At 40.3% G+C, this 12,520-nt stretch carries 15 protein-coding genes; 7 read left to right on the top strand and 8 right to left on the bottom strand.

Annotation, left to right across the window (positions count from 1 at the left end; genetic code table 11):
- Positions 1-62 precede the first annotated feature (62 nt).
- Complete coding sequence (locus I3B46_RS15730) at positions 63-446, top strand: hypothetical protein (protein WP_004918027.1); 384 nt, start codon at positions 63-65, stop codon at positions 444-446.
- A 55-nt stretch (positions 447-501) separates the two neighbouring features.
- Complete coding sequence (locus I3B46_RS15725) at positions 502-789, top strand: hypothetical protein (protein ID WP_004918029.1); 288 nt, start codon at positions 502-504, stop codon at positions 787-789.
- 249 nt (positions 790-1,038) lie between these two features.
- Here the strand turns inward: I3B46_RS15725 and I3B46_RS15720 are convergent, their stop codons facing one another.
- From I3B46_RS15720 to ybjG, 3 genes are all read right to left on the bottom strand, one after another.
- On the bottom strand, positions 1,039-2,409 hold the full coding sequence (locus I3B46_RS15720) for an L-serine ammonia-lyase (protein WP_036943586.1): 1,371 nt from the start codon (positions 2,407-2,409) through the stop codon (positions 1,039-1,041).
- A 123-nt stretch (positions 2,410-2,532) separates the two neighbouring features.
- Positions 2,533-3,849, bottom strand: coding sequence for a serine/threonine transporter (locus I3B46_RS15715; protein WP_014657823.1), 1,317 nt, complete (start codon positions 3,847-3,849; stop codon positions 2,533-2,535).
- 858 nt (positions 3,850-4,707) lie between these two features.
- Positions 4,708-5,316 carry an undecaprenyl-diphosphate phosphatase gene (gene ybjG, locus I3B46_RS15710; RefSeq protein WP_004918034.1) on the bottom strand — a complete coding sequence of 203 codons (609 nt, stop codon included), beginning with the start codon at positions 5,314-5,316 and terminating at the stop codon, positions 4,708-4,710.
- Positions 5,317-5,498: 182 nt separating this feature from the next.
- Between ybjG and I3B46_RS15705 the strand changes: the two genes are divergently transcribed.
- Positions 5,499-5,918 (top strand): secondary thiamine-phosphate synthase enzyme YjbQ, encoded by a 420-nt coding sequence (locus I3B46_RS15705; RefSeq protein ID WP_004918036.1) that lies wholly within the window; start codon positions 5,499-5,501, stop codon positions 5,916-5,918.
- 233 nt (positions 5,919-6,151) lie between these two features.
- Here I3B46_RS15705 and I3B46_RS15700 read toward each other — a convergent pair whose 3' ends face one another.
- Positions 6,152-6,415, bottom strand: a complete 264-nt coding sequence (locus I3B46_RS15700; protein WP_004918038.1) for a GrxA family glutaredoxin — start codon at positions 6,413-6,415, stop codon at positions 6,152-6,154.
- Between the two features lie 310 nt (positions 6,416-6,725).
- Here I3B46_RS15700 and I3B46_RS15695 point away from each other — a divergent pair, with 310 nt between their 5' ends.
- From I3B46_RS15695 to I3B46_RS15680, 4 genes are all read left to right on the top strand, one after another.
- The gene (locus I3B46_RS15695) at positions 6,726-7,058 is read left to right on the top strand and encodes a DUF1418 family protein (RefSeq protein ID WP_004918040.1); all 333 of its coding nucleotides are present in this window, start codon (positions 6,726-6,728) and stop codon (positions 7,056-7,058) included.
- Between the two features lie 129 nt (positions 7,059-7,187).
- Positions 7,188-7,685, top strand: a complete 498-nt coding sequence (locus I3B46_RS15690; RefSeq protein ID WP_004918042.1) for a YbjN domain-containing protein — start codon at positions 7,188-7,190, stop codon at positions 7,683-7,685.
- Between the two features lie 11 nt (positions 7,686-7,696).
- Positions 7,697-8,824, top strand: a complete 1,128-nt coding sequence (gene rlmC, locus I3B46_RS15685; protein ID WP_072502941.1) for a 23S rRNA (uracil(747)-C(5))-methyltransferase RlmC — start codon at positions 7,697-7,699, stop codon at positions 8,822-8,824.
- Between the two features lie 322 nt (positions 8,825-9,146).
- Positions 9,147-9,455, top strand: a complete 309-nt coding sequence (locus I3B46_RS15680; protein ID WP_131728118.1) for a hypothetical protein — start codon at positions 9,147-9,149, stop codon at positions 9,453-9,455.
- 143 nt (positions 9,456-9,598) lie between these two features.
- Here I3B46_RS15680 and artM read toward each other — a convergent pair whose 3' ends face one another.
- The 4 genes from artM to artP are packed head-to-tail and all read right to left on the bottom strand — an operon-like array spanning position 9,599 to position 12,507.
- Positions 9,599-10,267: an arginine ABC transporter permease ArtM gene (artM, locus tag I3B46_RS15675; protein ID WP_004918049.1), complete on the bottom strand. Its 669-nt coding sequence runs from the start codon at positions 10,265-10,267 to the stop codon at positions 9,599-9,601.
- On the bottom strand, positions 10,264-11,004 hold the full coding sequence (artQ, locus tag I3B46_RS15670; protein ID WP_004918050.1) for an arginine ABC transporter permease ArtQ: 741 nt from the start codon (positions 11,002-11,004) through the stop codon (positions 10,264-10,266). Before artQ ends, artM begins: the two co-directional genes overlap by 4 nt.
- A 12-nt stretch (positions 11,005-11,016) precedes the next feature.
- Positions 11,017-11,760: an arginine ABC transporter substrate-binding protein gene (gene artJ / locus I3B46_RS15665; RefSeq protein WP_004918052.1), complete on the bottom strand. Its 744-nt coding sequence runs from the start codon at positions 11,758-11,760 to the stop codon at positions 11,017-11,019.
- Positions 11,761-11,778: 18 nt separating this feature from the next.
- A complete protein-coding gene (artP, locus tag I3B46_RS15660) occupies positions 11,779-12,507 on the bottom strand; it encodes an arginine ABC transporter ATP-binding protein ArtP (RefSeq protein ID WP_004918053.1) in 729 nt (242 codons plus the stop codon).
- Positions 12,508-12,520 lie beyond the last annotated feature (13 nt).

The following is a 12,520-nucleotide window of genomic DNA, read 5'->3' as shown; positions in this document are numbered from 1 at the left end:
ATGATTGCCTGAAACCTGCATCTATCCTAGTATTTACGTACTTAACTAAAATATGGTGATGTATGAAAAAGGGGTTGGTGTTAGGAATTTTTGCTGTCTCATTGGCTGGCTGCGGTGGGAAAGATGTAACGTATGATGGAGAATACGTCTGTATTATAGATCAGGATATAAACCGTGCTGCGGATCTAACGGGTAATGAATATGAATTCCCTAGTAATTTGTCAGAAGCCGTCATTGTGATTGACAATAGAGTAGTTACAGTAAAGGGAATGAATCTTGGAGATTATGTAACTCCAAGGCTTGAAGAGAAAAAAGGGAAAGAGGGTGATGAACTGTTCTATGATAAAGATGATGTTCATATTGGTTATATGAAAAGGTTAGGGATACTTTCATTCAGACTTCCTGACGGAAGCGGTCAAGTTTTAACAGGATGTAAAAGTAAATAACCTGAACTCGGGATAAGAAAAACAGAAAAGAAAGGAACTAAAAGCGGGAGTAAAAGTGGTTATTGATGCAGGGGGCGAATTAACCTTACAGGCAGCAGGGAACTTTGTTAAGATTGATGCTGGCGGAATTACATCTAGTAAAATGATTAATTTTGGTACTGGGGCACCTTCAAGTGGTGGGGGGGAAGGACAATTACCTGATGTTGTGAAAATATTAGGGACTTCAATCCCACAAAGTTCATTACCTGATATTCCTTTTATTCCTGAGAAAATATGTATTAGCTGTTTGATAAAAGCGGAAGAATATGGTGAAATTCTTGTGAAAAGGGAAAATAATGTATGATACCTAGAACTATGCATTTTTATTCTTTTTTTAAAGAATATCCTCAATATTGTAATGAGGATACAATTATACTTTTTTCTCTCACAACACGACAAAGTTGAACGGGTATGTTAAGTCAAAACGATTGGGGATTTAAAGGGGAAATAGTTACGTTTTTGTTCATCCATACTATGCCTGCTTTATGATAAGATTTCTCATATTAAAAGCAGGCATATAAAGTGACATTACTGTCGATTAAAAACAGGGTAATTATTCACAATGCGCCAATTTAATTGCTAGACCACCTTGTGACGTTTCACGATATTTGGCATTAATATCTTTACCCGTTTCATACATGGTTTCGATAACCTTATCTAAGCAAACTCGCGGGTCACTCACACGGCGTAATGCCATGCGTGCCGCGTTGACCGCTTTTACTGCGGCTATTGCATTACGTTCGATACAAGGCACTTGAACTTGTCCGCCAACAGGGTCACAAGTCAAGCCAAGGTTATGCTCCATCGCGATTTCTGCTGCTACACAAACTTGTTCTGGACTTCCTCCCATCAACTCGGCAAGGCCTGCTGCTGCCATTGAACAAGCGACACCGACCTCACCTTGGCAACCAACTTCTGCACCAGAGATAGAGGCATTCATTTTGTATAATGAGCCGATAACACCTGATACTAAGAAATAGCGAGTATAGGAGTTCTCATTTACAGGACGAATAAATTTGTCATAGTAAGCTAAAACGGCAGGGATAATGCCACATGCGCCATTAGTTGGCGCGGTGACAACACGGCCTCCCGCAGCATTCTCTTCGTTGACGGCTAAGGCGAACATATTGATCCAGTCAATTACTGCCATTGGGTCAATATTGGTATTATCGCTAGTCACAAGTTGACGGCGTAATGCTGCGGCACGACGAGGTACTCGTAGTGGCCCCGGTAATAACCCTTCGGTGGTGACGCCACGCTCAATACCCGCCTTCATGACATCCCAGACAGCCGCTAAATATTGATGGATTTCTTCTTTACTGTGTATGGCTAACTCATTTTGCATCACGAGAGCAGAAAGGGATAAGCCTGTCTCTTTACAATGCTTTTGTAAATCTGCTGCATATTTATAGGGATAGGGAACTTGTACTGATTGTTCAGTCGATTGACCAAAATGCTCCTCATCGACAATAAAACCCCCACCGATAGAGTAGTAGGTCTTTTTGTAGATCACGTTATTATCGGCATTAAATGCACTAATGGTCATGCCATTTTCATGTAAAGGTAAATTGGTTGAATGGAAATTCATCCCGCCTTCAATGGGGAAGTCAACCTCATGCTGCCCTTGAGCCAACAGCAATTTACCACTTTGCTCAACGTGACGGATAAAGTTGGGTATGGCATCAATATCAACAGTATCAGGTAAGTTACCAGCGAGACCCATAATAATCGCGATATCAGTTGCGTGTCCTTTCCCTGTCAATGATAAAGAACCATAGACATCAACCGCAATTCGTGAGGTGGCTGTCAGAAGGTTTTGTTGGATTAAATCCTCAACAAATTGTTTACCCGCTTTCATCGGGCCGACGGTGTGGGAGCTAGATGGACCAATACCAATCTTGAAGATATCAAATACGCTAATCATATTCAGCGCTTCCTATATAAAGTCTTAATTTCTTAGGCATGTGATGCCGTATCTTCCGGCATCTTATTTGAGAAGGGGAGGCATACCCGCCGGAGTGGATCCCGCCTCCCGATAAAGGCTGACTTAGAAGAACAACTTATAAGTTGCGGCTGAGATAGCAATCAAACCCATGATAACGATAAATGCATTGCTTAACTTACCTGAGTACTTACGCATTGCTGGAACTTTACTGATAGCATACATAGGCATTAAGAACAGTAAGATAGCAATGATTGGGCCACCTAGACTTTCGATGATATCCAGTACGCCAGGGTTTAATGTTGCCACTAACCAAGTGGTGACTAACATGAAGATAGCTGTACCACGATTCAATTTACGAACGTCAATTGTTTTGCCTTTCGCACGATAAGCGCGCTCAACGAGGCCATTAAAGCCTTCTCGTGCACCTAAATAGTGTCCGAGGAATGATTTAATTATAGCAACGAAAGCGATAATTGCGGCAGCAAATTTGATGAAAGGTTGATCAAAGTAACCAGATAAGTAGTCAAGGATACTAATGTTCAGTTTTTTTGCTTGAGCCAAATCTGCCGAAGACAGGGTGAACACGCAGCTAAACACAAAGAACATAACAGTGAATACCATTAAGATGTGTGCAGATGCGAGGATACGTGAGCATTTTTGTTCAGCCTGTGCACCATATTCTTCACGCTTCGCTACAGAGAACGCTGAAATGATAGGTGAATGGTTGAATGCGAACACCATAACAGGAATGGTTAACCAGATAGTCACCCAGATACTCTGACCGCCACTGTGTTTTGCCGCTTCTGTGATGCCCTCTATGGTTAAGGTATCAAGTACCGCACCATTCCAATGGGGGATCATATATAAAGAGAAAGCGAGTAGCACGGCGATAAATGGGAACACCAGCATACTCATCACTTTAACAATATATTTTTCACCGAATGCCACAATGGCCATGATGCCACCCACCAAAACCAACGCTAGCAACCAACGTGGTGGTGCGGTAAAGCCCATGAGTTCTGTCAGGAATTTGTGCACATTATTGGTGATAGAAACACCATACACCAAGAGGATTGGATAAATTGCAAAGAAATAGAGCAGGGTGATCCAGTTACCCGCAGTACGTCCAAAATGTTCTTCAACCACTTCAGTGATATCACCTTCAGGCTTTGAACCTGAAAGAACAAAGCGTGTTAAACCACGGTGAGCGAAGAAGGTCATTGGAAAAGCGAGTACTAACATCAACAGGACGGGAAGTAGGCCGCTCATTCCTGCATTAATAGGTAGGAACAAGACTCCAGCACCGATAGCTGTACCATATAAACCAAGCATCCATACAGTATCTGTTTTACGCCAAGCAAGGGCATTTCCAATTTGCGAGGCTGTTTTATCGATGGAACCAACTCGAGTTGTATCCATAATAGTCTCCGAAATAAAAGTCAAAAAATAGGCATCTCGGTGAAGGCATAAGCCATCACTGATGTTTTAATCTTTTGGTACGAACAAATTATCGCCAAATATAATGTGCAGTTTTGTTTCTACCTAACAATCTGATTGGAAATAAATATAAAACTGATAGTAAATTTATTTTCAATCAGTTTTGTTAGTTTTGTAGGTAGATTTGATAAACCACTTTTGATGGTGCAAATGTACCTATTTTTAGTATAAATCACCGTGATCATACTCTCAAAAGAGAAAAATGTCTTTAACGTGATTATTTTTCGATTTTTATAAAATTGTTAAGAAATTTACCTTAAGATTAATAAGGGGAGGGAGGCTTTTAATATCGGAGAATAACCAATGGGGAGTAGTTATGTGTCAATTTATATTTGTGTGGAGGAATATTATTATATTAATGAATAGAATGGATTTATTGAAGTAGTAGGAAAATGAATTAAATCCAGAAATTAATATTGAATCAAAACCAATTATACACTGTTTTTGAGTTATTTAACTTGTTGTTTTCAGTGTGTTTATTTTGTTTTGTTATAGTTGTTTACTTAGTGATTAATTATTGTTTTTTTAGTTTTTTTATTCTAAAGACATTAATGAATAATAAGATGGTTTAAAGAGCAGTTGAATACTTATTTTTCGAAGGAAAAAATAATTAAAAAGCGTAACAAAATATTTGTTAATTAAATGTTGTTTATTCTGGTGGTGAAAAGGCTTTTTTATTCATTTTTAGAATGGAAAAATAAAACTAAATATTGATTCAACGCAAAATTTAAATTGTTTAAGTACTGGCGTAAATAACGCCAGTACTGATTAATGAAAAAATTAGGGTTGTACCCAGCCTTTGCGAATAAGAACTGAAAATATGATTTGGTAAAGATGTGTGAGCGGGGCTTGGATTTTATGGCCGATAAGTCCCCAAAGAATTTGGGCTAAACCACACGCGATAAGACCCAAGATAAATGCCCCTATCATATCTAAAGGCCAGTGGACGCCTAAATAGATACGTGACCATGCAATTGCAATAGCGGGAACGAGCATCAATAAACCAACCCATGTTCTTAGCCAGAACAAAAATGCGAAAACAAAGGTAAAGACGATAGTACCGTGATTGCTAGGGAAAGAAGCGGTTGGCTCGTGCTCAAGGAAATTGGTGCCTATTCCCATAACAAAAGGGCGTTCATGAGGTGCAACTAAGCCAATCAACCATGAAATAAACAGACCGATCACTAAGGCGTATGCTGTTTTGCAGACGAATGCTCTTTGGCGGGTCATATCCTGTTTGGCACCCCATAACCAGCATGCCGCAGTAAACAGAGGGAAAAGGAGAATTAAGCGTTTAGCGATAACGGTTGCAAGTGCGATAGTACCACTTGCAGACGCTGGGGCCGCATTAATGAGATTAAAGAGATCTTGATTAAGTTGTTCCAGCACGGGTGTATACCTCAGAAAATGGGTGATAAATAAGACGATAAAGCGAGAGAGTAAAGTCTCTTACATGGCAGGTAAAGTGCCTTTATCTTAATATTACTTAAATAGAGCGATAAGTTGACGTTTTGTTGATGATTTACTCAATAGCGATAAGACAAATTTAAGGCGCGATAAAGGAATAGCTTATGTGGTTTCAAAAAGAGATAAGATTAACAGCAAAAAGCAGAGGGTTTCATCTAGTGACCGATGAGTTGTTACAACAGCTTCCTGAGTTGAAACAGATCCAAGTTGGGCTGCTGAATATCTTTATTCAACATACATCGGCTTCACTGACAATCAATGAAAATGCAGACTATACGGTAAGACAGGATTTTGAAAGCTTCTTTAACCATGCTGTTCCTGAAGATGAGCCTTATTATCAGCATAACTATGAAGGAAGTGATGATATGCCTGCCCATCTTAAAGCGAGTATTTTAGGCGCGAGTTTGGTTATTCCTGTGAGTCGAGGACGTCTGAACATGGGGACATGGCAAGGAATTTACCTATGTGAACATCGAAATTATGGTGGGGAACGCAAAATAGTTCTGACATTGCAAGGGGAATAGAACGGTTAAGCAATAAAAAACCCGATAGCGATAAAACGTAAGTTGGCTATCGGGCTCCTCAATATGGGGACATCAAAGAAAAGCAGTGGCATAAATTAAGACCCCCCCTAAATAAGAAAGTTCGCATAGAGAAAAAAAATTTGCTTTATTTTTTAGCAATAGGAAGGAAATAGCACAAATTGAGAAAGGAAGCGACTCGGATTAGAGACTGAGCCGCCCATGGGGATTATTGCTTATTTATAGAGATCGAGGTGCTCTTTTGCGTAAGCTTCGAAATCAGTGCAGCCGCCGATGTGTTTCTCATCGATAAAAATTTGTGGCACAGTCAGCACTTCTTTACCGACTGTTTTAGATAGATCTTCTTTGGTGAGGCCTTCTGCTTGAATATCGACGTAGCGGTAGTCAAAGTCATCGCGGTCATTTTTCAGTTTTTCAGCTAACTCTTTAGCACGAACACAGTATGGGCAGCCAGGGCGACCAAAAATCACAGTGTACATAGTATCTCCTATAAGACTAACACAGTTTTTTTATCCACAATGCCCAATACTATGCCTCCATACTCGTCATACTTCAAGATGCAGCTTTGTTGATTTGTCTTTGTCACCGTGCACTTATTGAGGGGAATAATAAGGTGAATGATTTGCCAGACAATAAGCTAGAAATAAATGGTGATTTTACCTTTTGCTAGTATAGCTCTGATGCAGAATCCGCTAGTATATGGGGTATACTGCATCGCTAAACAATACCCCGTTGTAGTGCTGTTTATTCGGTAGGGGGTATATAGTTATTGTTCTAGAAGGGGACTTGATGAATAAGAAACCACAGCGAGAAATGCGTTCGCTATCCGATCTTCCTAAGCCGATTCTCATCTTAGAAGCAGTAGGGATTTTACTGCTTATTGTTGTCTTACTTGCGATGAATGGCTATCTGACCTTACCTGAGCCATTGATGCAGAAAAATGTTTTAGTCGCGATTGTTATGGTTGGGATTGGTTGTTTGATACCAGCCACTATCAATATTGTTTGGCGAGCGATACATGGATTAAGCTTTCTTGGTATTGATAATCAAAACTCATCTAGGCCGGGAAGAAAGAAAAAGCAAGATGACGATGATGATAAAGAGGAGAAAAAGGGGGAGTGAGCATGGTTTTACTGGTGTTTTCACCACCAATGTGTGAAAATTATCCGCTTTTCTAGCCAAAAAAATTCGGTTTGGTTAGGTAAGTGTTATTCTATTAGTTTTTATTTGAGTTGAAGAAGGTTATTACCCATGGATTCTATTTGTTACCCTGACATATCACAGCTTCGTGAATGGCTTGATCAACTCAAAACCTCTTATTTCGAGTGTGATTCTTGTGCTGCTCTACATTTGCCGCATATGCAAAATATAGAGGGCATTTTTGATGCCAAACTCGACATTATTAATAATGTTCTTGTCCTTTCCGCTCTGGCGGAGCTTAAGCCAACGGCGATCGTGACTTTAGTGGCCAATATCAGCCAAATCAACGCTAGCTCACTGACAGCGAAAGTCTTTCTTGAAATTAATAATGAAAACTTACCTAAGTTAATCGTCAGCCAATCCTTCTCGCTTGAAGCTGGGATGACTTATCGCCAATTTTGCCATTTCTTACAGCAAGCAGAAGATCAAATATCATCGATCATTTTTGAAATTTATAGCAATAATTTGTTGTATTCGAACCAAGATGAGTTTGATGAAGAAACTGTTGACCTTGATATTGATGATAACCCTTCCGTAACGCTCCATTAAATTTTTATATTATGCATTGTGAGAAATATGAGGCAGGCGAATGTCGTTCCTGTCAATGGCTTGAACTACCAGCTGATCAACAACTCAAACTAAAACAGGAAAACCTAGTTTCTTTATTACCAATGGTGACTGCCGACGCATTTCAATCGCCAGTTGCCAGCCCTTTATCAGGGTTTCGTAATAAAGCCAAAATGGTGGTGAGTGGAAGTGTCGAAAAACCAATATTGGGCATTGTGAATTCACAAGGGCAGGCAATTAGTTTAACGGATTGTCCGCTTTATCCTGAGCCATTTTCAGCCGTTTTTGATGTCATTAAACCTTTTATTGCGCGAGCAGGTTTAACGCCTTATAACATTGAACGTAAACGTGGCGAATTAAAATACCTATTATTAACGCAAAGCCAGCATACGGGTGAGTTTCTGTTGCGATTTGTCTTGCGTTCAGAAAAAAAAGTTGAGCAGCTAAAAAATGCGTTACCGTGGTTGCAGCAGCAATTACCCCAATTGGCGGTGATCACGGTTAATTTGCAGCCTGTCCATATGGCGATATTAGAAGGCGAACAAGAAATTTATCTCACTGAGCAGCAGGTTTTACGGGAACAGCTAAATCAAGTGCCACTGTTTATACGGCCGCACAGTTTTTTTCAAACGAACCCTGTTGTGGCTGCTCGGTTATATCAAACAGCGCGTGAGTGGGTTAAAAAGCTTAATATCACTAGCTTATGGGATCTTTTCTGCGGTGTTGGCGGATTTGGCTTACATTGTGCGGAAAAGCAAACTCAGTTAACGGGAATTGAAATTAGTGCTCCTGCGATCGCTTGTGCCAAGCAATCAGCGCAAGAGCTTGGACTACAACATGTTGAGTTTCAAGCATTAGATTCAACGAAGTTTGCAACGGCTAAAGGAAATATTCCTCAATTGGTATTAGTCAATCCACCTAGGAGAGGCATAGGTAAAGAGTTATGTGAATATCTTTCGACTATGCGGCCTAACTATATTTTATATTCAAGCTGTAATGCTCAGACCATGGCAAAAGATATTGAGCAATTGGAAGGCTATGCTGTGAGTAAGGTGCAGTTGTTTGATATGTTCCCACATACTGCGCACTACGAAGTGATTGCATTATTAGTCAAAAACTAAACAACTTACCTAGCGAATTATTTAGAACATTTTTATTAATCGAATAGTGTGATAATTAAAGCAGCTTATTAAAAGATAAGCTGCCGGATAATGTTAATTAGAAATGATAGGTGACACCCAATAAAATATCATTAGACTGAGCTTTAATTTTGGATTTAAAGGTGCAGCCATCTTCGATAGCGGTAACTCAAATCCATTGACAGATTGTCATTAACGGCATATTGAACCTCTAAACCTAAGCGCCAAGCAAAATTGTTTTTCGTTTTAGATTTAGACAATGAACATCATCCGTTAATCTCCCTTCGGGATCCCATTCTCTATATTGATAGCTGGAATTATATTTAAGGTTGGTCAAGCCGATACCTGCACGAATATACGGGGTAATTTTCGCTATTTACCTGTTGATTGCTATCAACAACAATCAAGCAGGAACACAACGTGGTTTGTGGAGAACGTCATCAAGTACCATCGTATGGTGGAAAATTATGTCTCAATCTTACTTGATTGTGGTTTTACCCTTGAAGGGTTGAAAGAGCCTAAACCGCTTGCTAGTGCGCTAAAAGAGCGCCCTGATCTTGAACGCTATACCCGTTATGCACCATTTTTAGTATTAAAAGCGGTAAAACGCTAGCCCTGATGGTGAATCAAACAGACTGCTGATAACACGAAGAGGGAAAAACTAGGGTTTTATCCCTGTTTATCAGCAAGCCTCAAGGGCTTATTTTCATAAGCCCTTTTATGACTGTGATAGGTTAAATTCAAAGATAAAACGGGTTAGTTCCTTTGCTCAAATGCAAGAGCGTGACGTTCAATAAATCGCATGATGATCGTCAAAATTGCGTTAACAACGAGGTAGATGATCCCCGCAGCCACAAATGCCATTACATCCCAACTTTGACCAAATACTTGGCTACTGTAACCCATAATATCCATCATCGTGATCGTACTGGCGAGTGAGGTACTTTTAAAGATTAATACCACTTCGTTCGAATAAGATGATAAAGAGCGCTTAAACGCATAGGGAAGAATAATCCGCATGGTCTGGGCTTTAGACATACCTAATGCTTGGCATGATTGCCATTGCCCAGATGGAATTGCTTTTACGGCACCATGAAAGAGTAATGTTGAGTAAGCAGCACTATTGAGGGCTAATGCAATCATCGCACATACCCAAGGCGTTGAAATAAACTCCCACAGTACAGGATAGTTTTGTAATGATTTAAATTGACTAGGGCCATTATAAATCAGGAAGAACTGCACCAATAATGGTGTGCCGGTAAATAGGGTAATATAGACTTTGACGGCTTGCGAAATAATTGGCGTTTTTAATGACAAAATGAGCGTAAATAATACGGCCAATATAAATGCCACAAATAATGCGCTGAAGGTTAACGATAAGCTCGTTGGTAAGCCAGGTAAAATATCGAGAATTAAATCAATCATTGCGATTCACCTCTTTCAAAGCGAGTTGTACGCAATTCAATTCGTTTCAAAATAACTTGGCTTAATAAAGTAATCGCAAGATAGATAAGCCCTACAATAGCGTACCATGTAAAAGGTTCATGGGTACGGTTAACAATGGTCTTAGTCTGTAACATAAGATCATTAACACTGATTAAAGAAACCAGTGCGGTATCTTTGAGTAATACCAGCCATTGGTTGCCCAAGCCGGGCAGCGCATGACGCCACATTTGTGGCATGATAAAACGAAAGAATATGGTTCGTTTGGTTAATCCAAGCGCTAAACCTGCTTCCCACTGCCCATAAGGCACCGCTTTTAAGGCACCGCGTAGGGTTTGTGATGCGTAGGACGCATAGAGAAGGGCTAATGCAACCACACCGCAAGCGAAGGGGGTAAAGTCAAACTCACCGCTGTCTGCAAAGAAAATGCTCGGATCAATCTGTAAGGTGGTTTGCCAGAAACCCAGATTGATCTCTATCCCATCACCTAAAATATTAATCAGTTGCAGTGTGCCGAAATAGACAAATAACACAACCAGCAGTTCAGGTAGACCGCGGATCAAGGTGACCCAGCACGTTCCTAAAAAAGCGATAGGTTTAAAACGCACGGACTCCCATGCCGTAAATAACATGGCGAGGATCAGGCCCAATATGAGAGCAGAAACAGCAAGGCCGACGGTGATACCGGCGGCACTTGTTAGAAAAAGAAAATTGTTCATTAACAGTATCGATTATTGTTCAAACCATTTTTTATAGATAACGTCATAAGTTCCATCAGCTTTTACTTCTGCCAATGCCTTATTCATTTTATCTAACAACTCTTTATTACCTTTACGAACCGCGATACCTAAGCCGATACCAAAGTACTGTGGATCAGTGACTTTTTCACCAACAGGCGCTAAGTTTTCGTTGCCTTTGGCTTTTAGCCATTCGTCAGCAACAGCAGTATCACCGAACACAGCATCAATACGACCATTTTGCAGATCAAGGATAGCTGATTGGTAGTTATCATAAGGAACGGTCGTCATATCCTTATGCTGTTCCATGATATATTTTTGGTGAGTTGTGCCATTTTGAACGCCAATTTTTTTCCCTTTTAACTGATCAACAGAAGAGACTTTCTCTTTAATGGCAATAAACTCAGCCGAATTAGGGTAATAAGTGTCAGTGAAGTCCACTTGTTTTTGGCGATCAGGCGTAATATCAATACCTGCCATCAATGCTTCAAAACGACGGAATTTCAAACTTGGGATCAAGCTATCGAAAGATTGATGGGTGAATGTGCAAGTTGCATTCATTTTTTCACACATCGCATTGGCAAGGTCGACGTCAAAACCCACGATTTGGTTGTTTTTGTCAAACATTTCAAATGGGGCATAAGTCGCTTCTGTTGCAAAACGGATGGTCTCTTTTTCCGCCGCAGTTGCAGATAGGGTTACAGCGCCAAGTAGTGCAGCTAATATAATTTTTTTCATTGCTTAATCCTATATCTATTAGTGTGACAGATAATTTGCAAATGCTTCAGTTTGAGGTGCTGTGAAATGGCTGGCATCCCCTTGTTCAACAATATGACCGTTTTCCATATACACCACACGGCTAGCGGCTTTACGGGCAATCTCAACTTCATGAGTCACGATTACCTGTGTAATTCCTGTTGCAGACAACTCGCGAATGATATCGACGACTTGTGCTGTAATCTCGGGGTCAAGGGCTGCCGTTGGTTCATCAAATAGCAGAACTTGTGGTTCCATCATCAATGCACGAGCAATGGCAACACGTTGCTGTTGGCCGCCAGATAAATGCAAAGGGAAACGCGTTGCAAATTGTGTTAATCGCAAACGTTCTAATAATTTTTCCGCTTTTGCTTTTGCTTCTTGACGTGACAGCTTTAAAACTCGGCACGGCGCTTCAATTAAATTATCCATGACGGTGAGATGAGGCCATAGATTGTATTGTTGAAAAACCATTCCGACATTTTGACGTAATGCACGGATAGCTTTGGCATCAGGGGTTGAGGCAAAATCAAAATTTTGACCTGCAATGTTAAGTACACCTGAACGTGGCATCTCCAACAAATTCAGTACACGTAGCAAAGAGCTTTTGCCTGCACCGCTAGGCCCGAGTAATACCATGGTTTCTCCGGCAGGGCACTCTAAGTTGATATCAAAGAGCGCCTGATGAGAGCCGTAAAAACAGTTTATATTTTTTAATTGAATGCTCATGCTTACCAATAAT

It is taken from the genome of Providencia sp. 2.29 (assembly GCF_015832305.1).
In the GTDB taxonomy this organism is placed as follows: domain Bacteria; phylum Pseudomonadota; class Gammaproteobacteria; order Enterobacterales; family Enterobacteriaceae; genus Providencia; species Providencia stuartii.
The sequence above is the reverse complement of the archived record's forward strand: the minus strand, read 5'-3'. Positions and strand labels throughout refer to the sequence as shown.